Origin of the sequence: Kitasatospora sp. NPDC090091, assembly GCF_044747365.1 — a bacterium.
Taxonomy (GTDB): domain Bacteria; phylum Actinomycetota; class Actinomycetes; order Streptomycetales; family Streptomycetaceae; genus Kitasatospora.
Genome location: NZ_JBIVDY010000005.1, coordinates 218,097 through 240,860 on the forward strand (window position 1 = coordinate 218,097; position 22,764 = coordinate 240,860).

Below are 22,764 nucleotides of genomic sequence, written 5' to 3' on the forward strand. Positions count from 1 at the left end.
CGGGGTCGTCCTAGAAGGCGTCCGGGTCGACCCAGACGCCGCAGCGGCGGGCCAGGCCCGGCACCCGGGCGAGCGGCCCGGAGAGCAGCAGGCGCTCCAGCCCCCGGCCCGGCGCCAGCCAGGCCGGGCGCGGCCGCAGCCGCAGCAGCACCCGGCCGAGCACGAGCTCGTCCGGGACGGCGCCGTAGCTGCGGCTGTCGCTGTCGATCGGCCGGTTGTCGGAGAGCAGCCACCAGCCCTTGGCCCGGCGCTCGGCCGCCCGCTTCACCACCAGCAGGTCCTGCTGGAACGGGTGGCGGAACACCACCACCGCACCCGGCCGGATCCGCGCGCCGTAGCGGACCAGCAGCTGGTCGCCCTCGCGCAGGGTCGGCACCATCGAGGGGCCCGCCACGTCGATCAGTCCGAACGGCGCACCACCCCCCGGGGTGCCGCCCTCCGGTTCCGCCATCCGCGCCACGACTCCTCCTCCCGGCCGCGTCCAAGTCTGCCGCACCGGCGGCCTCCGGCCGGTGTCCGGATTGGCCCGGTTCCGACTCCGCCTTTTGACCGAGGCCCACCGCCCGATCGCGAAACCCGGGGACCGGAAGGGTAATCTCGGGCGCGGGAAGACGATCTAAGGAAGGACTCCCATGTTCTCTCGTCTGTTTGCACCTCGCGCCACCGCCCACGCCCACTGCGACCTCCCCTGCGGCGTGTACGACCCCGCGCAGGCCCGGATCGAGGCCGAGTCGGTCAAGGCCACCCAGGAGAAGTACCAGGCCAACGAGGACCCGCACTTCCGCGCCCGCGCCATCATCATCAAGGAGCAGCGCGCCGAGGCGGTCAAGCACCACATCTCGGTGCTGTGGAGCGACTACTTCAAGGCCCCGCACTTCGAGAAGTACCCGCAGCTGCACCAGCTGATCAACGACACCCTGAAGGCCGCCTCGGCCACCAAGGCGTCGACGGACCCGGCCACCGGCCAGGCCCTGCTCGACCTGATCGCCGAGGTCGACAAGATCTTCTGGGAGACCAAGCAGGCCTGATCCCCGATCAGCCCGCACCGACCGCCCCCGTCCGACCCACCGGACGGGGGCGGTCGCACGTTCTGCGGCTGCCGGGTGCCGGACTGACGGGCGGTCGGCTGCCGGCCGAGGACGCCGCCGCGTACGCCATCGTCCGGGAGATCCGGCTGCCGCGCACCGTGCCGGCCGCCGTGGTCGGCGCCGGGCCCGGCGCCGGGCTCGCGGCCATCGGGGTCACCGTGCAGGCGATGGTCCGCAACGCACTCGCCGACCCGTTCGTCCTACGGCTTCGGCGAGGCCGACGGCTTCGCCCCGAAGGCACTGGCCGGCCTCGGCATCGACTCCTGCGTGCTGAGCGAGTCCTGCCGCAGCGGCTCGGGCCCGGACCACCGGGTGGGGGGCGGCCCTACGGGCGTAGGCTCGGAGGTACGAGCCGACGGAACCGACCGGAGGAGCGAGAGCATGAGCACGATGGCCGCGCCGACCGCCTTCGACACCGACGCACTCCGCGAGGGCATCGAGCGCAGCGACGCCGAGGCCCTGCTGGCGCTGTACGCGGACGACGCCGAACTGCGCGTCGTCGACCGCAAGACCCAGCCGAGCCACCCGCTGGTGATGCACGGCCGGGAGGAGATCGCCGCGATGCTGGACGACCTCTACGGCCGGGAGATGACCCACAAGCTGGAGCGGGCGGTGGTCCAGGACGACCACCTCGCCTTCCTGGAGTCCTGCCAGTACCCCGACGGGATCCGCGTCCTGATGAGCTCGATGGCCGATCTTCGGGACGGCCGGATCGTCGACCAGACCTCGGTCCAGGCCTGGGACGAGAACGAGCAGGCCAAGTAGGCTCGTCGCATGATCCGTACCGCCGTTGCCACCGATGTCCCGGTCATCCACGCCATGATCCGCGAGCTCGCGGAGTACGAGAAGGCCCCGCACGAGGCGGTGGCCACCGAGGAGCAGCTGCGGGACGCGCTGTTCGGCGCCGGACCGGCGCTGTTCGGGCTGATCGCCGAGGACGACGCCACCGGCGAGCCGGTCGGCTTCGCGGTCTGGTTCCTCAACTTCTCCACCTGGCGCGGGACGCACGGGATCTACCTGGAGGACCTCTACGTCCGCCCGGAGGCCCGTGGCGGCGGCCACGGCAAGGCGCTGCTGCTGGAGCTGGCCCGGATCGCCGTGGACCGCGGCTACTCGCGGATGGAGTGGTCGGTGCTGGACTGGAACGAGCCCTCGATCAACTTCTACAAGTCGCTCGGCGCGGTGCCGATGGACGGCTGGACCGTCTACCGGCTCACCGGCGAGGCGCTGACCGCGGCCGGCACCCGCTGACCGCTCCCCGGGAGCCCGCTCCCGGGGGTTCGCGGAAGGCACCGTCCGACCGCTGACACCCTGTGTCGCAAGGGCTTACCATGAGTGACTCCCGCGCGGGGATCAAAAGCGGTAACGTCTCGTGCGGGCGCGGCGTCCGGCCACTCTTCGAGGGGTATGACCGGTACGTACCGCACCACCCCTCTGGACAGTTGGGGCGAAGCAGTTGAGCCAAGCAACAGACAGTGCCGCGGCCACCGGCCCGGAAGCACAGCGCGTCACCCAGGAGGTGAGGGTGTCCCAGATCGACGGCGAGCCCGGAGTGCAGGACTTCGTGGAGGTCCGGCTGCCCGCGGCGGGGGCCTACCTCTCGGTGCTGCGAACAGCGACGGCGGGGCTCGCGGCCCGGCTGGACTTCACGCTGGACGAGATCGAGGACCTCCGCATCGCGGTGGACGAGGCGTGCGCCATCCTGCTCCAGCAGGCGGTGCCGGGCTCGGTCCTCTCCTGCGAGTTCCGGTTGGTCGGCGACTCGCTGAAGGTCATCGTCTCCGCCCCGACCACCGACGGCCGGGCCCCGGAGCGGGACACCTTCGCCTGGACGGTGCTCTCCGCGCTGGCCGGCGAGGTGGAGTCCTCGGTCGGCGAGGACAACACCGTGTCGATCAGCCTGCACAAGAAGCGCGGCGGACCGGCCGCGCACTAGAGCCACCGCAGCAGCACACCGAACAAGGGCCGTCCGCCCGGTTCCCCACCCGGGCCGGCGGGCGGCTCCCGGTACCGCCCTTCACGCGGTACGACCCACAAGACGAATCCGGGACCGCCACGGTCCCGGTGCTCCCGGAACGGAACGGGGGAATGGCCGTGAGTGATCTGGACCGTACCGGCCTCGCGACGGCGGGCCCTGCCGTACCGACCCAGGCGAGCGTTCCCGGCCTCGCCGCCAACGACGACGCGCACCCGAAGGACGCCCACCGGATGAGCCAGCCGACCGAGCCGACCGAACCGTCGCAGACACCCTCGCCCCCGCCCTCCCCGGAGGACCCGGCGGCCGAGGCGCTGCGCGGCGCGGTGCCCGCCCAGGGCCCGCACCGCTCGGGCGCGCCGGACCGGGAGGCGGCCCGTGCGCTGTTCGTCCGGCTGTCCGCGCTGCCCGAGGGCTCGCCGGAGCGGGTGGAACTGCGCAACCAGCTGGTGCGCATGCACATCCCGCTGGTGGAGCACCTGGCCCGGCGGTTCCGCAACCGGGGCGAGCCGCTGGACGACCTCACCCAGGTCGCCACGATCGGGCTGATCAAGTCGGTGGACCGGTTCGACCACGAGCGCGGGGTCGAGTTCTCCACCTACGCGACGCCGACCATCGTCGGCGAGATCAAGCGGCACTTCCGGGACAAGGGCTGGGCGGTCCGGGTGCCGCGCCGGCTCCAGGAGCTGCGGCTGTCGCTGACCACGGCGACCAGCGAGCTCTCCCAGCGGCACGGCCGCTCCCCCACCGTGCACGAGCTCGCCGAGCACCTGGGGATCTCCGAGGAGGACGTCCTGGAGGGCCTGGAGTCCGCCAACGCGTACTCCACGCTGTCGCTGGACGTGCCGGACAGCGACGACGAGTCGCCGGCCGTCGCGGACACCCTGGGCGCCACCGACGAGGCGCTGGAGGGCGTCGAGTACCGCGAGTCGCTCAAGCCGCTGCTGGCCCAACTGCCGCCCCGGGAGCAGAAGATCCTGGTGCTGCGGTTCTTCCGGAACATGACGCAGTCGCAGATCGCCGCCGAGGTGGGCATCTCGCAGATGCACGTCTCCCGGCTGCTCGCCCGCACGCTGGCGCAGCTGCGGGAGAAGCTTCTGGTGGAGGAGTAGGGCGTGTCGGACACGCCCTGTGCCTGACGGCCGCTCAGCGGTCGTGAACGGCCGTGCGGCCCTCTGTGCTCAGCCCTCGTGCGGAGCGTAGAGGGCCGCCGTCGACTTCGGGCTGAGCAGGGCGCCGATGCCGACCGCGCCGAGCAGGCCGACGCCGATCCCGACGGCCGCCATGGCGCCGCCGCTCTGCCACATGTAGTACGCCACGGGCAGGCAGATCGAGTTGGTCAGCACGGCCGGGCTGCGGCCCCAGCGCCGGCCCTTCAGGAGCGCCCGGGCGGCCAGTATCGGCAGCGCGCCGAGCAGCACGATCACCAGGCCGCCGAACTCGTTCAGGGCGAGCTGCTTCTCCTGGCCGGACAGCGCGGACACCATGTCCCAGACGCCGACGACGGCCAGCGCGGCGCCCGCCAGGGCGGTGATGGCGGCGCCCACGACCAGGGCGGCCGGCCGGTCGCTGCCGGGCGTGGGTGCGGGTGCGGAGGATTCTGCGGTCACTCCAGCAGGGTAGCCGCCGCCCGGTCCGTACCGACCCGTAGGCTGAGCACATGCGCGCTCTCCTGGTCGTCAACCCGAAAGCGACCACCACCAGTGGCCGCACCAGGGATGTCTTGATCCACGCCCTGCGCAGCGACCTCAAGCTGGAGGTGGCGCAGACCGAGTACCGGGGTCACGCGCGCGACCTGGCCCGGGAGGCGGCGGAGGACGGCACGGTCGACCTGGTGGTGGCGCTGGGGGGCGACGGCACGGTCAACGAGACGGTCAACGGTCTGCTCTCGCACGGCCCGGGCGAGAAGGTCCCCCGGCTGGCCGTGGTGCCCGGTGGCTCGACCAATGTGTTCGCCCGCGCGCTGGGCCTGCCCAACGACCCCGTGGAGGCGACCGGGGCCCTGCTGAACGCCCTGGAGGCCCGCCGGGAGCGGCCGATCGGCCTGGGCAAGGCGATGACGGACGGGCTGCCGGACCGCTGGTTCACGTTCACGGCCGGCCTGGGCTTCGACGCCGGCGTGGTCGGCCGGGTGGAGGAGCAGCGCCGGGCGGGGCGCAGGTCCACCCACGCGCTCTACGTGGGGCAGGCGCTCCGGCACTACGTCACCCAGCGTGAGCAGCGTCGATCGGGCCCGGTCACCCTGGAAATGCCGGGCCACGAGCCGGTGCCGGGCCTGGTGCTGGCCATAGTCAGCAACACGTCCCCCTGGACGTTCCTCGGCAACCGGCCGGTCTACCCCTCCCCGCTCGCCTCCTTCGACACGGATCTCGACGTCTTCGGGATCACCCGGATGACGGCGTTCGGCACGGCTCGAACGGTCCGTCAGATCCTGCGGTCGCACAGCGCTTCGAGCGACGGCTCCGCCCCGGTCGGCCCGTCGGGCAAGCACGTCGTTTCCTACCACGACGCCCGGCACTTCACCTTGGTTTCACAGGAACCGGCCCCGTTTCAGGTCGATGGGGACCACCTTGGAGACAGGAGTCGCGTCAGTTTCACAGGCGTACGGCGGGCACTGCGTGTGATTGTGTGACCGGAAGGGGGGTTCGCCCTTCTTCTCGAACGCACAAGCCCCCTTCACTCCATAGAAGTACTGGCTGTGAGCTAGGCGACACCGAAGAATCAAAAATTCCTCCCTGAAGGGGGTTGTATCCGGGCCCGAGGTTTGCGAACCTCTACATGGCGATCGGGACACATCGCAGCGACGGCAACCTCGGACCGACGGAGGCCGACCGCGGAGTGTCCCTCGAATCGCCGAATCCCTCCCCAGCACAGACCTCCCGGGCCCGGTGGGCCTTTGGTCTCTTTTGCTGTTGCGGGATTCGTGAAAGCGTTCACATTCACAAGCCATCGATTGTGCCGCCGGGCCACCCCCGTCGGCAGGAGGAGTTGGACGACCATGGACTGGCGCCACCGCGCTGTCTGCCGCGAAGAGGACCCGGAGCTGTTCTTCCCGATCGGGAACACCGGTCCTGCTCTGCTGCAGATCGAGGAAGCCAAGGCCGTGTGCCGCCGCTGTCCGGTCATGGAGCAGTGCCTCCAGTGGGCGCTCGAGACCGGCCAGGACGCCGGCGTCTGGGGCGGTATGAGCGAGGACGAGCGTCGCGCGATGAAGCGCCGTGCTGCCCGCAACCGCGCCCGCACCGCCTGATCACACGCCGTAGTACCGGCTGTGACCGCAGGACCGATCAACACATGATCAAGGGCTTCCCTGCACTTCCTGGCGAAGCCTTCCGTACAAAGGACCTTGCTCGACGAGGTCCTGCGACACCGGGCCGCCCAGCCACTTGATACTGTTCACTTAGAGCAATATTGTGGAGCTGTGGCGCTCACCGTGTGCAACGCACCGGTGGGGTGTCGCACTACCCAGAGCCCCCGTTCCGGCCGACTCCCCCCGACGGCCGGAACGGGTTGAGAGGCCCTGTCGACCCACCCCCCCCCGGTCGACAGGGCCTCGTTTCTGTCTCTGCGGCCGACCGCCCGGTCCTCGCCGGCAGCCCGGCCGCCCGCAGGCCGCCGCACCGTGTGGTTGCGCGGAAGCGCGCACCCGGCTCCCCCGCCCGGTGCGCGCCCCGCCCCCGCCTCAGCGCACCGGGATCTCCAGGACCACCTTGGTGCCGCCGTTCGGACCGGCCACCATGTCGAAGGTGCCGCCGAGCTCCCCGGTGGCCAGGGTGCGGACGATCTGCAGACCGAGGTTGCCCGCCTGCTGCGGGTCGAACCCCTCCGGCATGCCCTTGCCGTCGTCCTGCACGGTGATCAGCAGGTACTCCTCCGGCCGGGCCCCGCCGTTCCAGCTGTCCGACCAGCCCATGCCGGTGGCCGGCGCACGCCCGCGCAGCGCGCTGACCTCCAGGTGGCCGGAGGCGGACGGGCCGAAGGCGTGCTCCAGCGCGTTCTGCAGCAGTTCGGTCAGCACCATCGCCAGCGGGGTGGCCACCTCGGCGGAGAGGATCCCGAAGCTGCCGCTGCGGCGGGTCGTCACCCGGCCGTCCTGGGAGAGCTCCATCACCATCGCCAGCACCCGGTCGGCGATCTCGTCGAAGGCGACCTGCTCGTCCAGCGCCTGGGAGAGCGTCTCGTGGACGATCGCGATCGAGCCGACCCGGCGGACCGCCTCGTCGAGCGCGGCCCGGCCGGACTCCGAGTCCATCCGGCGGGACTGCAGCCGCAGCAGCGCGGCCACCGTCTGCAGGTTGTTCTTCACCCGGTGGTGGATCTCCCGGATGGTGGCGTCCTTGGTCATCAGCTCGCGGTCGCGCCGGCGCAGCTCGGTGACGTCGCGACAGAGCACCAGCGAACCGGTCAGGGTGCCCTTGGGCTTGAGCGGGATGGCCCGCAGGGTGACCACGCCGCCCTGGGCCTCGACCTCGGTCTGCCGCGGCGCCCAGCCGCTCGCCAGCTTCACCAGCGCCTCGTGCACGGCCGCGCGCGACGGCGGGGCGAGCTCGGCGGTGGCGCGGCCGAGGTGGCTGCCGACCAGATCGGTGGTGAGGCCGAGCCGGTGGTAGGCGGAGAGCGCGTTGGGGCTGGCGTAGGTGACGATGCCGTCGGCGTCCAGCCGGATCAGGCCGTCGCCCACCCGGGGCGCGGCGTCCATGTCGGCCTGCTCGACACCGTGGAACGGGAACGCCCCGGCGGCGATCATCTGGGCCAGGTCGGAGGCGCTCTGCAGGTAGGTGAGCTCCAGCCGGCTGGGGGTGCGCACGGTCAGCAGGTTGGTGTTCCGGGCGATCACCCCGAGCACCTTGCCCTCGCGCCGGACCGGGATCGACTCGACCCGCACCGGCACCTCCTCGCGCCACTCCGGGTCGCCCTCGCGCACGATCCGCCCCTCGTCGAAGGCGGCGTCCAGCAGCGGGCGGCGCCCGCGGGGGACGAGGTGGCCGACCATGTCGTCCTGGTAGGACGTGGGCCCGGTGTTGGGCCGCATCTGGGCCACCGAGACGTAGCGGATGCCGTCCCAGGTGGGGATCCACAGGACGAGGTCGGCGAAGGAGAGGTCGGAGAGCAGCTGCCACTCCGAGACCAGCATGTGGAGCCACTCCACATCGGCACCGGTCAGGGTGGTGTGGCGGCGGACGAGTTCGTTCAGCGAGGGCACATGGCGAGCGTAGCTCCAGGCCGGGCCGGCGGGCCCCTCGCACCCGCCCGCGGGGGGGGGTGCGACGGGCCTCTCGCGGGACGGTGAGTTGTCCAGACCAATTTCCGGGGATCCCTGGACAACCCAGATTGGTCTAGTCCACAATGGAAGGGCACCAAGGAGAAGCCCACCGCGCAACTGCCCTGACCCGCGCACGGCTTCTCCTCGGTCGGACGCCACCGAGCGAGGACCCCGCACAGTCCTCGACCGGCCCCGGCGCCCGACGACAGCTCCGGGCTGCGGTGCCGCACGGGTTGAGGGTCCCGTGTCGGCGCCGTGGCCCGTAGTGCTTTCCGCCTCCCGGCGGGGTGCGCACCCGGGCTTCCCCAGCCGCTCAAAGGCCGAGCCCCCGTCCACAGCCTGTGGACGGGGGCTCGGCCTTACTCGGAGAGTGTCAGTGCGTCTCGGTGACCTTGGCGAGGGCGCGGGGGGCGTCCGGGTCCTGGCCGCGGGCGATGGTGACCTCGTAGGCCAGCAGCTGCAGCGGCAGGATCTCCAGGATCGTCTGGACCTCCTCGGGCACGCCGGCCGGCAGCGCGAAGCCCGCCGAGGCGACGTCCACCTGCTCCTGCTGGCCGATGACCACCAGGTCCGCGCCGCGGCCGCGCAGGCGGTCCAGGACCGGCTGCAGGGCCTCGCCGCCCTTGCCGTCCGGCACGATCGCGATGACCGGGGAGACGTTGTCCACCATGGCCAGCGGGCCGTGCAGCAGGTCCGCGCCGGAGAACGGGGAGGCCGGGATGTAGGTGGTCTCCATCAGCTTCAGCGCCGCCTCGCGGGCGGTCGGGTAGCCGTAGCCGCGCGAGGTGATGACCAGGCGCTGGGCGAAGCGGTAGCGCTCGGCCAGGGCCTTCACCTCGGCCTGGCGGGCCAGGATGCCGGCGGCCAGCGACGGCAGCTCCTTCGCGGCCGCGCCGTCGCCGCCGCGCAGGCCCTCGACCAGCAGGTAGAGCGCCAGCAGCTCGGCGGTGTAGGTCTTGGTGGCGGGCAGCGCCTTCTCCGGGCCGGCCAGCACGTCGATGTGGAACTCGGAGACCTCGGCCAGCGGCGAGGACGCGTTGTTGGTGACGGCCAGGGTGATGGCGCCGGCCTCGCGGGCCGCCTTGGTGGAGGCCACCAGGTCCGGCGAACCGCCGGACTGGCTGACGGTGATCACCAGCACGTCGGTGAGGTCCGGCTTGGCCCCGTACGCGGTGGTGGTCGACATCGAGGTCAGGCCGGCCGGCTTGCCGAGCAGGATCTCGATCAGGTACTTCGCGTAGAGCGCCGCGTTGTCGGACGTGCCGCGGGCGGTCAGCAGGACGAACCGCGGGTTGCGGGCGGCGATCTCGGCCGCGATGTCGAAGATCTTCGGCGCGCCCTCGTCGAGGATGCGCCGGAGGACGGCCGGCTGCTCGGCCATCTCCGCCGCCATGATCCGGCCGGGGACGGGGACAGTCTGCGTGTCGGACATCTTGGGTGTGCCTCCGATGAGATGGTTCTACCCCACGCGGGCGGGGATGCCCGGTGGGGACCTCTACGGCGGCGAGTCCGCACACTCGCTGCGGTGTTTCCTGCGGCAATCCTACGGGGACCGCCACCCGGGAGCACAGTCGAGGCGCCGGCCCGGGCCCCTCCCCCGCCGGTGGGGAGGGGCCCGGGCGGGCCCCCGCGGCTGCGCGGCGGCGGGTCAGCCCGCCTTGTTGATCAGCTGGTCGATCGCGGCGTCCGCGTCCTTGGTGGCCTGGTCGATCGGCTTGTTGTTCTTCAGGATCGCGGTGAGCATGTCCGGAAGGACCTTCTGCTTCTCGATCGCGCCCCAGCCCGGTGCCAGCGGGGTGAACCAGGCGTCCGGCACCGCGTTGGCCGCGGCGGCGGTGGCCGGCTTGTTCTTCAGCGGGCCCAGCTGGGTCAGGTTGTTCGGCAGGATGTCCCGGTCCGCCAGCGCCTGCTGGGACTTGGTGCCGGTGAACATCCGGATCCAGTCCGCCGCCAGCGCGGAGACCGGGGACTTCGCGGTGACGGCGAGGTCCGAGCCGCCGATGAAGGTCGGCAGCGGCTTGCCGCCCGGGCCGGGCATGGTGGCCATCTTGACCGCGTCCTTGAGGGTCGGGTCGCCGGTCACCGGCGCGGTGACGCTGGCCGCCTCGAAGGGGTTGCCGTAGAAGGCGCCGGCGTGGCCGCGGGCCATCGCCTCGAACTGGTTGAGCTCGTTGACCGCGAGGTCGCCCTTGTTGTACTTGCGCACCAGGTCGACGAAGTGGGCGATGCCCTGCTGGGACTTCGGGTCGTTGAGGGTGCCGTGCCAGTTGCCGCTGCTGTCGAAGCGGGCGATCGCACCGCCGTACGCGGAGACGTAGCTCATCGCGGCGTACCAGTACGGGCCGGGCAGGTAGAGCGCCGAGTAGGTCTTGTCGGACTTGTTCTTGTCCGCGACCCGGTCGAGCGCCGCCTTCAGCTCGTCCTCGGTCTTGGGGAACTCCGTGTTCCCGGTGGCGGTCTGGAAGGCCGTCGCGTTGTAGATGGCGACCCGGGCGCCCGCGTAGTACGGCACGCACCAGAGCTTGTCCTGGTAGGTGCAGGTGTTGGCGAGCGCCTTGATCCAGGCGTCGGAGTTGTCGAAGCTGCTGCGCTCCACCGGGGCCAGCGCGCCGGACAGGATGTACTTCATGGTCTCGGTGTTGCCGAGCTCCACCACGTCCGGGGCGAAGCCCTCGGCGAGCGCCTTGTCGAACCGGGTGACCTTGTCGGCCCAACCCTGGTACGCCAGCTTCAGCGTGACGTTCGGGTACTTCGCGGCGAACTGGTCGTTGACCCGCTGGACGAGGTCGGGCCAGTTCTTCTGGGCGTCCTCCATCAGCCAGACGGTGACCGTTCCGGTCGCGGACTTCGGGTCCGCCGTACCGCTCCTGGTGCCGCCCGACGGCGAGCCGGTCGAGGAACAGGCCGTCAGGGCGACGGCCAGCGCCGTGGTCCCGAACGCGGACACGAGCTGACGCTTCTTCACGCCATCCCTCCGAGAGTGCTAGAGCTGGGTGCCCGCCGGCAGCGTGGGCGCCCGCCGGGAGTGGTCTCCGGGAAGGGGCGGCATAGTGCGGGAAGGGCTGATACCACATCCGGTGATGTTTGAGTTCGAACCGGATGCAGTGGAGCCTGGCCTAGACCACTCGCGGTGTCAACGCCAAATGGCCTGCCCGCCAAGGGCGTTGCCAACCTGTTGTACCGCGTGGCGATGCGTTGCCGGTTCACTACCCTAAGTGGAATTTAAGGCTGCCTTAAGGGCGATTTGAGGGAGCACCGACAGGCGGGGAAACCGCAGGTCAACCGGGGTGGAACGCGAACGGGCCCGCCATGCGGCATGCGCATGGCGGGCCCGTTCCGAAGGGTGCCCGGCGGCACCCCGGCACGCCCTCCGACGACGGCTCAGCCGATCGCTCCCGGCTGCCCGGTGAGCACCTCCACGGCCGCCAGACCGCAGACGCGGGCGGCGCCGTGGGTGGCGATGTGGAGGGCGCCGACCGGCTCGGACTGCGGCAGCCCCATCTCGACCACCGCGGCGTCCGGCCGGGCCGCCACCAGGCGGGCCAGCGCGGCGGCCATCCACTCGTGCCGGTGGGCGTCCCGGACCACCAGCACCAGGCTGCGGTCCTCGGCACCGGCCAGCACCTCGGCCATCAGCGCGTCCAGCTGCTCCGGTGCGGCGTCCTGCGGCCGGACCGAGCGGGTGCGGGTGCCGGGGAAGCGGTCGGCCAGCATGTCGGCCACGCCCCAGGGGGTGACGTCGCCGACGGCGATGTTCGGCTCGTCGGCGAACGAGGCCACGTACGGGCGCTCGGTCACCGGCCGGACCACCCGGCCCGGCGCCCGGACCACCCGCAGCGCGCGGCGGGCGGCCCGCAGGCCGACCGCCAGGTCCGGCTCCGGCCGCTCGGCCTGGGCCGCGATCCGGCCCCAGCTGCCGAGCGAGCGCACCCGGGCGGCGGCGTCGGCGAGGCGCTCCTCGGCGAGCCGGCCGGACTGCACGCCCGCCACGATGGCGTCGCGCAGCATCAGCACGGTCTCCTCGTCGGCCAGGCCGCCGCCGACGCAGATCGCGTCCGCACCGGCCGCCAGGGCCAGCACGGTGCCCTCGCCCATGCCGAACGTGTCGGCGATGGCGCCCATCTCGATCGCGTCGCTGACGATCAGCCCCTGGTAGCCGAGGCCGCCGTCCTCCGGGGCCGCCCGCAGCAGGTCGCGCAGCACCAGCGGGCTGAGCGTGGCCGGCAGCTTCGGGTCGAGCGCCGGGATCATGATGTGGGCCGTCATCACGGCCTTGGTCCCGGCGGCGATCGCGGCCTGGAACGGGATCAGGTCACGGGCGCGCAGCACGTCCAGGTCGACGTCGATCACCGGCAGGCCGTGGTGCGAGTCGACGGCGGTGTCGCCGTGGCCCGGGAAGTGCTTGGAGCAGGCCGCCACGCCGGCCGACTGCAGGCCCTCCACCCAGGCGGCGGTGTGCCGGGCGCACAGCTCCGGGTCGGCGCCGAAGGAGCGGACGCCGATCACCGGGTTGCGCGGGTTGGAGTTGACGTCCGCGGTGGGCGCCCAGTTGTAGTTCACGCCGGCGGCGGCCAGCGCCCGGCCCAGCTCGCGGGCGACGTCCCGGGTCAGCGCCGGGTCGTCGATCGCACCGAGGGCGAAGTTGCCCGGCCAGGACGAGCCCGAGCCGGCCTCCAGGCGGGTGACGTCGCCGCTCTCCTCGTCGATCGCGATCAGGAGGTCGGGGTTCTCCTCGCGCAGCGCCCTGGTGAGCGCGGAGAGCTGCTCCAGGTCGGTCACGTTGCGGTCGAACAGGGCGACCGAGCCGAGGCCGGCGGCGAGGTGGCGGCGGACCCACTCCGGGGGCTCGGTGCCGACGAAGCCGGGCTGCAGCACGGTCAGCGCGTCCCGGTGCAGCTGGTCGCTGGCCGGCAGGGTGGGGATGAGGATGCTCACGTGGGATCAGCCCTTCACGGCGCCGTCGGTCAGTCCGCCCACGGCCTTGCGCTGCAGGAAGATGAAGAGGATCAGGATCGGGATCGCGAACATGGTGGACGCGGCCATGGTGGCGCCCCAGTCGGTGCCGAAGTTGGTCTGGAACGAGGAGAGCCAGAGCGGGAGGGTCTGGAACTCCTCCTTCTTGTTCAGGATGTTGACCAGCGGGAACTCGTTCCACGCGGTGATGAAGCCGAACAGCGAGGTCGACATCAGACCGGGGGCCAGCAGCGGGAAGATCACCTTCAGGAAGGCCTGGGTGCGGGTGCAGCCGTCCACCATGGCCGACTCCTCCAGCTCCTTGGGCACGGCGGCGATGAAGCCGCGCAGCGTCCAGATCGTGAAGGGCAGCACCATCATCAGGTAGAACGCGGTCAGCGGCACGAGGCTGTTGAGCATGTCGTTGTCGCGGACCAGCAGCCAGGCCGCGATGATCATGACCTCCCAGGGCGCCATCTGGGCCGCCATGACGACCAGGACGAAGCTCTTGCGGCCGCGGAAGCGCATCCGGGCGATGGCGAAGGAGGCCAGGGTCGCGATCACCAGCGAGCCGAGCACGGCGCCGACCGTGACGACGAGGCTGTTGGTGACGTACGTCCAGAACTTGGGGGCGTGGACGGCCTTGTCGAAGTGCTCGAAGGTCACGTCCAGCGGGACGAAGACCGGCGTCCGGCTGATGATGTCGTTGTCCTGCTTGAAGGCCGTCGAGATCATCCAGTAGACGGGGAAGATGAAGAAGACGAAGAGGACGACCGCGATCGCGTTCGGCCAGGTGCGTCCGATGAGCGAGCGCCTCACAGCTCGTCCTCCTGCTTCAGAATGATCCGGAAGTAGTACGCCATCAGCGCGCCCAGCATCAGGATGGTGAGTACCGCGATCGCCGAGCCGACGCCGAAGCGCTGCGATCCGAAGCCCTCCAGGAAGGCGTGGACCGGGAGGGTCCGGGTGAGCCCGTCCGGGCCGCCCTTGTTGATCAGGTAGACCTGCGTGAAGGCCTTGAAGACCCAGATGACTTCGAGGAAGGTCGTCGCCAGGAAGAACGGCTTCATGATCGGGTAGATCACCGCGCCGAAGATCTTGAAGGAGCCGGCGCCGTCCATCCGAGCCGCCTCGTAGAGCTCCTTCGGGATGGTGGTCAGGCCCGCGTACATGTTGAACGCCACGAACGGGATCGAGCCCCAGACGATCAGCAGGACGATCACGAAGAACGTCGAGTACTGGCCGCTGGTCCAGTTGAAGTGGGCCATCCCGTGCCAGCCCAGCTTGTCCAGGAGCCAGTTGACCACGCCGAACTGCGAGTCGAAGAGCCACTGGTAGACGGTGGTCGCGGCGACCACGGGCATCGCCCAGGCCAGGATCAGCGCGAGCGAGAGCGCCAGCCGCATCCGCTTGCCGAGCCGGTCCAGCAGCAGGCCGACCAGGGTGCCGAACACCATGATCAGGACGACGTTCACCACCGTGAAAGCCACCGTCCGGCCGGTGACCGACCAGAACTCCGAGCTGGTCAGCTGGTCCGTGTAGTTCTCGAAGCCGTTCCACTCGGTCAGGTGCTGGATCACCTGCCGCTTGTTGAGGTTCTGGAACGACACCACCACGGTCTTGAGCAGCGGCCACCCCAGCAGGAGCAGCGTCACCGCGATGGCCGGCAGCAGCAGCAGGTACGGGGTGACGGCCTGCCCGACCCGCCGGTCGACCGGTCTGCCGCTCTTCTTCGGGGTACCACCGCCGACGATGACGTCGGTCTGGTCAGTACTGGCCACAGCAGCCTTCCCTGATTCCGGGGACTGCGTCTGCACCCGCTCCGAATGCACAGCCATCGTTCTCTCTTCCTAGCTACCGACCACGACGGACAGGCGCCGCCCACCGGCCCCCCGCCGGGAGCCGGTGAGCGACGCCGCTCACCTGCTTACTGCTTCTGGTTGAGACGCTTCGCGATCTCGTCGTCGGCCTTCTTGGCAGCGGCCGCGTAGTCGCCGGTCAGGGCGCCGGTCAGGAACTCCTTGATCGGGTTCGGCTCGTTCTCCACGTTCGCCCAGGTGGGGGTGTTCGGGGTGATCGCACCGTTGGCGGACGCCGGGAGGGCGGCCTTGGCGAACTCGCCGGCGACCTGGCTGTTCAGCGAGGTCTTGTTCGGGATGGAGCCGGCGGCGGCGACCAGGCCCTCGTTCTTGTCGTTGAGGGCGACCTTCAGGAAGTCCTTGGCCATGTCGGAGTTCTTGCTGGCCTGGGCGATGGCCAGGTTCGAGCCGCCGAGGAAGACGCCCGAGGACTTGTCGGCGGTCTTGCCCGGGAGCGGGAAGAAGCCGATCTTGTCCTTCGGCATGACCTTCTCCTCCGGCAGCTCCCAGCCGAGGCTGATCATCGTGCCGATGTCACCCTTGCCGAAGACCTCCTTCTGCTGCGGAGTGGCCTCGTCCTTGTCCTTCGGACCGGTGGCCGAGTAGCTCTGCAGCTTCTTGTAGGTCTCGAAGGCCTTCTGCGCCTCGGGGGTGGACAGGCCGCCGACCCACTTGTCGCCGTCCTTCTTGGCCAGCTTGCCGCCCTCGCTGGAGAGGAGGCCGAAGTAGACGTACCACTCCTGGCCCGGCATGTAGATCGGGTCGGTGACGCCCGCGGTGGCCTTCAGCTTGTCGAGGTCGGCGTAGAACTCGTCCAGGGTCTTCGGGGCGGCGCTCAGGCCGGCCTTGGCCCAGAGGTCCTTGTTGTAGGTGACCACGCGGTTGGAGACCCACCACGGGGCGGCGTACTGCTTGCCCTCCAGGGTCGCGGCCTCGTTCTGGTTGGCGGCCCAGTCGGCGCCGCCCAGGGCGGCCTTGTCCTTGGTGATGTCGAGCAGGCCGCCGCTGGCCGCGTAGCCCGCGGTCTGGGTGTTGCCGAGCTCCAGGACGTCGACGGAGCCCTCGGAGAGCGCGGTGGTGATCTTCGCGCCGATGCCGTTCCACTTCTGGATCTGGAAGTCGACCTTGGCGCCCGGGTAGGTGGACTCGAACTCGGACTTGACCGACTCCGTCCAGCCCTTCGGGGCGGAGCCGTCCATCAGCCACACGGTCAGGGTCTTGCCGCTGTAGCTCTTGCCGCCCGCAGAGGCCGAGGACGAGCCGCCCTTGCCCTCGTCGCTGGACTTGGCGTCCGAACCACAAGCCGCCACGCCGACGACCATTGCTGCGACGCCGACCGCCGCGATGAGCTGACGCTTCACGCCATCCTCCTGAGGGATGCCTGGATTGCCCCCGTCGGGTGGCTGCGGCAGACCCACGCAAGGCGGGAGAAATGGTGCCGCGGACCCCAGCGAACGGGTGGGGGGATTCATAGTGACCGGCCTAGTGGTGTAGACCAGATGCCTGGAGCTTGGCCTAGACCAATGGGCCTGTCAACGGCTGTTCATGCGATCAGGACCACCCGTTATCAAGCCGACACCGCACATCGTTCATCGCGTGATGAGGTATTCGTTCCGTTGCCATACATGCAACGATGTGAGCTGTTAACGATGTGGCGCGGCCACCAAGAGCCGCGCGAGAAGCGGGAGACAGGTCCGATGAGCAGCGACGGGGGCAGCACGGCCCAGGTGAACGACCCCCAGGCGAAGAGCCTCCCGACGCAGACCGGCGCGGACCAGACCGCCCGGGTCCCGAAGTACTACGGGCTCAAGCGCCACCTGCTCCAGCTCACCGAGACCCAGCCCGCCGGCACCCCGGTACCGCCCGAGCGGGCGCTGGCCGCACAGTTCGACACCTCGCGCACCACCGTCCGGCAGGCCCTCCAGGAGCTGGTGGTCGAGGGCCGGCTGGAGCGCATCCAGGGCAAGGGCACCTTCGTCGCCAAGCCCAAGGTCGCCCAGGCCCTCCAGCTGACCTCCTACACCGAGGACATGCGCGCCCAGGGCCTGGAGCCCACCTCCCGCCTGATCGAGATCGGCTACATCACCGCCGACGACCGGCTGGCGCCGCTGCTGGACATCAAGCCCGGCGGCCGGGTGCTGCGGATCGAGCGCCTGCGGCTGGCCAACGGCGACCCGATGGCCATCGAGGTCGCCCACCTCTCGGCCAAGCGCTTCCCCGCACTGCGCCGCAACCTGGCCAAGCACAACTCGCTGTACGCCGCCCTGCGCGAGGTGTACGGGGTCACCGTGGCCGAGGCCGAGGAGACCATCGAGACCACGCTGGCCACCCCGCGCGAGGCCGGGCTGCTCGGCTCCGACCTCGGCCTGCCGATGCTCCAGCTCGCCCGGCACTCCTTCGACGCGGAGGGCGCCCCGGTCGAGTGGGTGCGCTCGATCTACCGCGGCGACCGCTACAAGTTCATCACCCGGCTCAAGCGCCCCGAGTAGCCGCCGCTCCCCCCTCCGCTCCCGGGCACCGGCCTGCGCGCCCGCGCACGCCGGTGCCTTCGCGCATCCGGGCGGCGCCCGGGGCCGCGCCGCGGCGCGCGGTGCGTCCGGATGGCGGGAAGTTCCGTCGAATCCGGTGACAGAGATCACGCCATGCTCTAGATTTCGCAGCCGTATTGACTGCCGATCACCAGTGGTGCTGCTCGGCGGGTTCCGGGGGGTTGTGCGGCCTCTCGGGGCTGCGGCGCCGACCGGGTGAGCCCTCCTCCGGAGCGGAGCCGAACCATGCCGACAGACCGCGCTGCCACCGAACCTGTCATGCCCGAGCCACCCGGCCCCGACTCCGTGCCGGCGGTGACGCCGGAGCGGGTGCTGGCCGCGCTCGCCCTGCTCGTGCCGATCGTCGCCATGCTCTGGGTGACCTCGTACGACAAGACCGACCCCGAGGTGGGCGGGGTGCCGTTCTTCTACTGGTACCAGCTGCTCTGGGTGCCGGTCTCGGCCGTCTTCACGGTCGCCGCCTACCTGCTGATCAACCGGGACGAGAAGGCCCGCAAGGCCGTCCGGAAGGCGGGTGGCGCGCGATGAAGGACGTCAACGTGCCGGCACTGACGGTGTTCGTGCTCTTCTTCCTGCTGGTCACCGTGATGGGCTTCCTCGCCTCGCGCTGGCGCAAGGCCGACGACGCCCTGCACCTGGACGAGTGGGGCCTCGGCGGCCGCAGCTTCGGGACCTGGGTCACCTGGTTCCTGCTCGGCGGCGACCTCTACACCGCGTACACCTTCGTGGCCGTCCCGGCGGCCGTCTACGCGACCGGCGCGGCGGGCTTCTTCGCCGTCCCGTACACGATCATCGCGTACCCGCTGGTCTTCCTCTTCCTGCCGCGGCTCTGGTCGGTCTCCCGGGTGCACGGGTACGTCACCCCGGCCGACTTCGTGCGCGGGCGGTACGGCTCCAAGCCGCTCTCGCTGGTGGTCGCGCTGACCGGCATCCTGGCCACCATGCCGTACATCGCGCTGCAGCTGGTCGGCATCCAGGCGGTGCTGGACGTGCTGGGCGTCGGCGGCGGCGAGAACGCCAACTGGTTCGTCAAGGACCTGCCGCTGTTCATCGCCTTCGGCGTACTGGCCGCGTACACCTACTCCTCGGGGCTGCGGGCGCCGGCGCTGATCGCCTTCGTCAAGGACACCCTGATCTACATCGTGATCATCGTCGCGGTGATCTACATCCCGATGCGGCTCGGCGGCTACGGCCACATCTTCGACGCGGTCGGCGAGAAGTTCAGCGCCCCCAAGGCGGCCGGCTCGCTCACCGTGCCGGAGAACAAGCAGTGGACGTACGCCACGCTGGCGCTGGGCTCGGCGATGGCGCTGTTCATGTACCCGCACTCGGTGACCGGCGTCCTGGCCTCGAAGTCCCGCAACACCGTGCGCCGCAACATGGCGATCATGCCGGCGTACTCGCTGATGCTCGGCCTGCTGGCGCTGCTCGGCTTCATGGCGGTCGCGGCCGGGATCGGCAAGGGCGACAAGAAGTTCAACGCCCAGCTCTCCGTGCCGCAGCTGTTCGAGAACATGTTCCCGGACTGGTTCACCGGCGTGGCGTTCGCGGCGATCGGGATCGGCGCGCTGGTGCCGGCGGCCATCATGTCGATCGCGGCGGCCAACCTGTTCACCCGCAACGTCTACAAGGAGTTCCTGAAGCCGGCCGCCACCCCGGCCGACGAGACCAGGGTCGCCAAGATCGCCTCGCTGCTGGTCAAGGTCGGCGCGCTGGTCTTCGTGCTCACCATGGACAAGCAGGCGGCGATCAACCTGCAGCTGCTCGGCGGCCTGTGGATCCTGCAGACCTTCGTCTCGATCGTCGGCGGTCTCTTCACCCGCTGGTTCCACCACTGGGCGCTGTTCGCCGGCTGGGCCGTCGGCATGATCTACGGCACCTGGGAGGCGTACGACATCGCCAGCCCCGCCACCAAGCACTTCGGCGGCAACTCGGCCGAGATCCCCGGCATCGGCGAGCTCGGCTACATCGGGCTGACCGCGTTCGTGATCAACCTGCTGGTCGCCGTGGTGCTCACGCTGGTGCTGAAGGCGGTCAAGGCGCCCGAGGGCCCGGACGAGACCCGCCCCGGCGACTACAGCGCCGAAACCGGCGACGACGAGCTGAAGAACGCGCCGGAGCCCGTATCGGCGCACTGACAACCCCTGCGCGCGCCCTGTGATCGTGCCGTCTCCTCCGTGAACACTGGAGGAGACGGCGCGATCATATGTATGAACGGCCGCACACACAGGGCACCACCAGACCGGACCGACAGCCGGCCGGCAACTGATCGACCCACGGGGAGCAGCGGCGATGGCAGACCTCCGCACCACACTCAACGGCCAGCACCACTCCGCCCACGCGGCCGGCGGGCCGCCCGTCCCGGCCGTCACCGGCCCCACCGCCAACGGGAGCGCGGCGGCCACCCCGCTGCCGTCGGTCCTGATCGCCACCCGGCACGGCGAGTCCACCGCCAACGTGGAGTTCCAGCTGGCCGAGGCGGCCGGCGCACTGAGCGTGCCGATCAACTGCCGGGACGCCGACATCCCGCTCTCGTTGCAGGGACAGCAGCAGGCCCAGGCGCTCGGGCGCTGGTGGGCCGGCCTGCCCAGCGCCGACCGGCCGCGCAGCGTCTGGTGTTCGCCGTACGTGCGCACCGCGGAGACGGCCCGGTTCGCGCTGGCGCAGGCCGCCGGGCTGGGCGCGGTACCGGTCTCGCTGGGCATCCGCTACGACGAGCGGCTGCGCGACCGCGAGCTCGGCATCCTGGAGATGCTGCCGAAGGCCGCCATCGAGGCCAAGTACCCGGAGGAGGCGGCCAGACGCCGCAAGATGGGCGAGCTGTACTACCGCCCGCCGGGCGGGGAGTCCTGGGCCGACGTCGCCCTGCGGGTGCGCAGCCTGCTGCGCGACGTCTGCGCCGAGGAGGCCGGCCGGCCGGTGCTGCTGGTGGCACACGACTGCACGGTGCTGATGCTCCGCTACGCGCTGGACCGGCTGACCGAGGAGCAGCTGACCGCGCTGGGGCCGGTCAACAACTGCTCGACCAGCCTCTGGCGGGCGGAGGGCGGGCGGCTTCGGCCGGACCACTGGAACCAGACCGGGCACCTGGCGGCCGGCTGACGGGCGGTCGGGCGGCTCCTCGGCCGGGCGGCCGGCGGCCCGCCCGGGCGTCAGCCGACCGCCGGCTCGGCGAAGCAGCGGCGGTACGCCAGCGGGGTCGTGCCCAGCCTGCGGCCGAAGTGGTGGCGCAGCGTCGCCGCGTTGCCGAAGCCGCAGCGGGCGGCGATCGCGTCCACCGGCTCGGCGGTCGACTCCAGCAGCCGCTGGGCCAGCAGCAGGCGCTGCCCGACCAGCCAGCGGTGCGGGGTGGTCCCGGTCTCCTGCTGGAAGCGGCGGGCGAAGGTGCGCGGCGACATGTGCGCCCGGGCCGCCAGCTGCTCGACGGTGGACTCCTGGTCCAGGTGGTGGCGCATCCAGTCCAGCACCGGGGAGAGGGACTCGCCGTCCCCCTCCGGCAGCGGGCGGTCGACGAACTGCGCCTGCCCGCCCTCCCGGTGCGGGGCCACCACCATCCGACGGGCGATCCCCCGGGCCACCTCGGCGCCCTGGAGCCGGCGCACCAGGTGCAGGCAGGCGTCGATGCCGGCCGCGGTACCGGCCGAGGTGATCACCGGGTCGGCGTCCACGTAGAGCACGTCCGGCTCCACGGTGGTCAGCGGGTGGCGGGCGGCCAGCTCGTCGGCGTGCCGCCAGTGCGTGGTGGAGCGGCGGCCGTCGAGCAGCCCGGCGGCGCCGAGCAGGAAGGCGCCGCTGCAGATGGAGAGCACCCGGGCGCCGCGGTCCACCGCCGCCCGGAGTGCGTCCAGCAGCGGCTCGGGGTAGCCCTCGCGGAGGCTGGTGGCGGTGACCACCACCAGGTCGGCCTCGGCCAGCCGCTCCGGACCGTGCGGGACGTCGACGGTGAAGCCGGCGTGGGTCCGGTGCGGGCCGGTGCGGGCTCCGGCGATGGCGAAGTCGTACCGGGGCAGGCCGTCGTCGCTCCGGTCCAGGCCGAACACCTCGGCAGCCACCCCGAGTTCGAAGGGGTGGACCTCCTCCAGCACCACCGCGACCACGTTCTTCAGCATGCCGTCAGGATGCCCCGGGCCCACGGCCGCGGGGAAGGGGTCGGCTGGCAGTTTTTCGATGTGATCAGGCATTCCTGCCACTCGTCGGCGGGCCGCCGTGCCGGAAGAGTGGAGCCATGGACTCCGACACGATCGCCGGCGCACTCGCCGTCGCCGGGGCCGTCGGCGGCTTCGGACTGCTCGGCAGCCTGATCGGGCGCGAGGTCGCCCGGGGCGCCGCCGCCGGCCGCGACAACTGGCACCGCCCCGGCGGCTACCCCGTCGACCCCGCCCTGCCCGACCGGCTGTACGGCACCATGCCGGCCGCCTCGCTCCGGCCCTCCGCCGACCCGGCCGCCGCCTTGCCCGCCGTCCCGTCCGCCGACCCGTCCGCTGCCCCGGCCCCGGGCGGCCACGACGGCTCCGGCACACTGACCGCATGGACATCGTCATCCGCCACGCCCGTGAAGAGGACCTCGAAGCAGCCGGCCGGGTCTCCGTCGAAGCCTTCGTCGGCGACGGCTTCACCTCGCCCGGGAGCGGCTACGTCGACCTCCTGCGCGACACCGCCCGCCGGTCCCGGGAGGCCGAGCTCCTCGTCGCGGTCGACGCGGTCGAGGGGAGCGTCCTCGGCTGCGTGACCTTCGCCGTGGGCGGCACCGAGTGGGCCGACATCGCCGACCCGCACGAGGGCGAGATCCGGATGCTGGCCACCGCCGCGGCCGCCCGCGGCCGGGGCGTCGGCGAGGCGCTGGTGCGCGCCGCCATCGGCCGCAGCCGCGAACTCGGCCTGGCCGGGATGGCATTCTCCACCCGCCCCGACATGACGAACGCTCACCGCATCTACGAGCGGCTCGGGTTCCGGCGCACACCCGAGCGGGACTGGGCGCCGTACCCGGGGATGGACCTGATGGTCTACACGATGGCCTTCTGACGGCTCGGCCACGGCGGCCGCGCCGGCTCCGGGGCCCGCGCGGCCCCGGAGCGGG

At 71.3% G+C, this 22,764-nt stretch carries 22 protein-coding genes and 1 pseudogene; 13 read left to right on the forward strand and 10 right to left on the reverse strand.

Annotation, left to right across the window (positions count from 1 at the left end):
• Nucleotides 1-10: 10 nt before the first annotated feature.
• A complete protein-coding gene (gene sodX / locus ACIPSC_RS10820; RefSeq protein WP_400824715.1) occupies nt 11-451 on the reverse strand; it encodes a nickel-type superoxide dismutase maturation protease in 441 nt (146 codons plus the stop codon).
• Nucleotides 452-632: 181 nt separating this feature from the next.
• Between sodX and sodN the strand changes: the two genes are divergently transcribed.
• The 6 genes and pseudogenes from sodN (at nt 633) to ACIPSC_RS10850 (ending at nt 4,175) form a co-directional block, all read left to right on the forward strand.
• On the forward strand, nt 633-1,028 hold the full coding sequence (gene sodN, locus ACIPSC_RS10825; RefSeq protein WP_238865337.1) for a superoxide dismutase, Ni: 396 nt from the start codon (nt 633-635) through the stop codon (nt 1,026-1,028).
• Nucleotides 1,025-1,306: pseudogene (locus tag ACIPSC_RS10830) on the forward strand (iron chelate uptake ABC transporter family permease subunit); the annotation flags it as partial. The gene sodN and the pseudogene ACIPSC_RS10830, both read left to right, overlap by 4 nt.
• A 163-nt stretch (nt 1,307-1,469) precedes the next feature.
• Nucleotides 1,470-1,853 carry a nuclear transport factor 2 family protein gene (locus ACIPSC_RS10835; RefSeq protein WP_400824716.1) on the forward strand — a complete coding sequence of 128 codons (384 nt, stop codon included), beginning with the start codon at nt 1,470-1,472 and terminating at the stop codon, nt 1,851-1,853.
• 9 nt (nt 1,854-1,862) lie between these two features.
• Nucleotides 1,863-2,339 (forward strand): GNAT family N-acetyltransferase, encoded by a 477-nt coding sequence (locus tag ACIPSC_RS10840; RefSeq protein ID WP_400824717.1) that lies wholly within the window; start codon nt 1,863-1,865, stop codon nt 2,337-2,339.
• 274 nt (nt 2,340-2,613) lie between these two features.
• A complete protein-coding gene (locus tag ACIPSC_RS10845) occupies nt 2,614-3,024 on the forward strand; it encodes an anti-sigma regulatory factor (protein WP_313765494.1) in 411 nt (136 codons plus the stop codon).
• A 158-nt stretch (nt 3,025-3,182) separates the two neighbouring features.
• On the forward strand, nt 3,183-4,175 hold the full coding sequence (locus ACIPSC_RS10850; protein ID WP_400824718.1) for an RNA polymerase sigma factor SigF: 993 nt from the start codon (nt 3,183-3,185) through the stop codon (nt 4,173-4,175).
• 69 nt (nt 4,176-4,244) lie between these two features.
• Here ACIPSC_RS10850 and ACIPSC_RS10855 read toward each other — a convergent pair whose 3' ends face one another.
• On the reverse strand, nt 4,245-4,673 hold the full coding sequence (locus ACIPSC_RS10855; RefSeq protein ID WP_238865352.1) for a hypothetical protein: 429 nt from the start codon (nt 4,671-4,673) through the stop codon (nt 4,245-4,247).
• 50 nt (nt 4,674-4,723) lie between these two features.
• Between ACIPSC_RS10855 and ACIPSC_RS10860 the strand changes: the two genes are divergently transcribed.
• Both ACIPSC_RS10860 and ACIPSC_RS10865 read left to right on the forward strand, forming a co-directional pair.
• Nucleotides 4,724-5,695 carry a diacylglycerol/lipid kinase family protein gene (locus tag ACIPSC_RS10860; protein ID WP_400824719.1) on the forward strand — a complete coding sequence of 324 codons (972 nt, stop codon included), beginning with the start codon at nt 4,724-4,726 and terminating at the stop codon, nt 5,693-5,695.
• 366 nt (nt 5,696-6,061) lie between these two features.
• A complete protein-coding gene (locus ACIPSC_RS10865; protein WP_014138019.1) occupies nt 6,062-6,313 on the forward strand; it encodes a WhiB family transcriptional regulator in 252 nt (83 codons plus the stop codon).
• A gap of 432 nt (nt 6,314-6,745) precedes the next feature.
• On the opposite strand, the gene ACIPSC_RS10870 is transcribed toward ACIPSC_RS10865, so the two are convergent.
• The 7 genes from ACIPSC_RS10870 to ACIPSC_RS10900 form a co-directional block, all read right to left on the reverse strand.
• Nucleotides 6,746-8,266 carry a sensor histidine kinase gene (locus tag ACIPSC_RS10870; protein ID WP_400824720.1) on the reverse strand — a complete coding sequence of 507 codons (1,521 nt, stop codon included), beginning with the start codon at nt 8,264-8,266 and terminating at the stop codon, nt 6,746-6,748.
• 433 nt (nt 8,267-8,699) lie between these two features.
• Nucleotides 8,700-9,758: an SIS domain-containing protein gene (locus ACIPSC_RS10875; protein ID WP_400824721.1), complete on the reverse strand. Its 1,059-nt coding sequence runs from the start codon at nt 9,756-9,758 to the stop codon at nt 8,700-8,702.
• Between the two features lie 216 nt (nt 9,759-9,974).
• The gene (locus tag ACIPSC_RS10880; RefSeq protein WP_400824722.1) at nt 9,975-11,291 is read right to left on the reverse strand and encodes a sugar transporter; all 1,317 of its coding nucleotides are present in this window, start codon (nt 11,289-11,291) and stop codon (nt 9,975-9,977) included.
• Between the two features lie 416 nt (nt 11,292-11,707).
• Nucleotides 11,708-13,261 (reverse strand): glycoside hydrolase family 3 protein, encoded by a 1,554-nt coding sequence (locus ACIPSC_RS10885; RefSeq protein WP_400824723.1) that lies wholly within the window; start codon nt 13,259-13,261, stop codon nt 11,708-11,710.
• A gap of 6 nt (nt 13,262-13,267) precedes the next feature.
• Nucleotides 13,268-14,098 (reverse strand): carbohydrate ABC transporter permease, encoded by an 831-nt coding sequence (locus ACIPSC_RS10890; RefSeq protein ID WP_400824724.1) that lies wholly within the window; start codon nt 14,096-14,098, stop codon nt 13,268-13,270.
• Nucleotides 14,095-15,117 (reverse strand): carbohydrate ABC transporter permease, encoded by a 1,023-nt coding sequence (locus tag ACIPSC_RS10895; RefSeq protein ID WP_400824725.1) that lies wholly within the window; start codon nt 15,115-15,117, stop codon nt 14,095-14,097. Before ACIPSC_RS10895 ends, ACIPSC_RS10890 begins: the two co-directional genes overlap by 4 nt.
• Nucleotides 15,118-15,206: 89 nt before the next feature.
• Complete coding sequence (locus tag ACIPSC_RS10900) at nt 15,207-16,499, reverse strand: extracellular solute-binding protein (RefSeq protein ID WP_400824726.1); 1,293 nt, start codon at nt 16,497-16,499, stop codon at nt 15,207-15,209.
• A 336-nt stretch (nt 16,500-16,835) separates the two neighbouring features.
• On the opposite strand from ACIPSC_RS10900, the gene ACIPSC_RS10905 reads away from it, so the two are divergent.
• From ACIPSC_RS10905 to ACIPSC_RS10920, 4 genes are all read left to right on the forward strand, one after another.
• On the forward strand, nt 16,836-17,627 hold the full coding sequence (locus ACIPSC_RS10905) for a GntR family transcriptional regulator (protein ID WP_400824727.1): 792 nt from the start codon (nt 16,836-16,838) through the stop codon (nt 17,625-17,627).
• 318 nt (nt 17,628-17,945) lie between these two features.
• Nucleotides 17,946-18,215, forward strand: coding sequence for a DUF3311 domain-containing protein (locus ACIPSC_RS10910; protein ID WP_400824728.1), 270 nt, complete (start codon nt 17,946-17,948; stop codon nt 18,213-18,215).
• Nucleotides 18,212-19,825: a monocarboxylate uptake permease MctP gene (gene mctP, locus ACIPSC_RS10915; protein ID WP_400824729.1), complete on the forward strand. Its 1,614-nt coding sequence runs from the start codon at nt 18,212-18,214 to the stop codon at nt 19,823-19,825. The genes ACIPSC_RS10910 and mctP overlap by 4 nt, the downstream gene beginning before the upstream one ends.
• 154 nt (nt 19,826-19,979) lie before the next feature.
• Nucleotides 19,980-20,789, forward strand: coding sequence for a histidine phosphatase family protein (locus ACIPSC_RS10920; RefSeq protein WP_400824730.1), 810 nt, complete (start codon nt 19,980-19,982; stop codon nt 20,787-20,789).
• A 50-nt stretch (nt 20,790-20,839) separates the two neighbouring features.
• On the opposite strand, the gene ACIPSC_RS10925 is transcribed toward ACIPSC_RS10920, so the two are convergent.
• On the reverse strand, nt 20,840-21,796 hold the full coding sequence (locus tag ACIPSC_RS10925) for a helix-turn-helix domain-containing protein (protein ID WP_400824731.1): 957 nt from the start codon (nt 21,794-21,796) through the stop codon (nt 20,840-20,842).
• A gap of 418 nt (nt 21,797-22,214) precedes the next feature.
• On the opposite strand from ACIPSC_RS10925, the gene ACIPSC_RS10930 reads away from it, so the two are divergent.
• The gene (locus ACIPSC_RS10930; RefSeq protein WP_400824732.1) at nt 22,215-22,709 is read left to right on the forward strand and encodes a GNAT family N-acetyltransferase; all 495 of its coding nucleotides are present in this window, start codon (nt 22,215-22,217) and stop codon (nt 22,707-22,709) included.
• Nucleotides 22,710-22,764 lie beyond the last annotated feature (55 nt).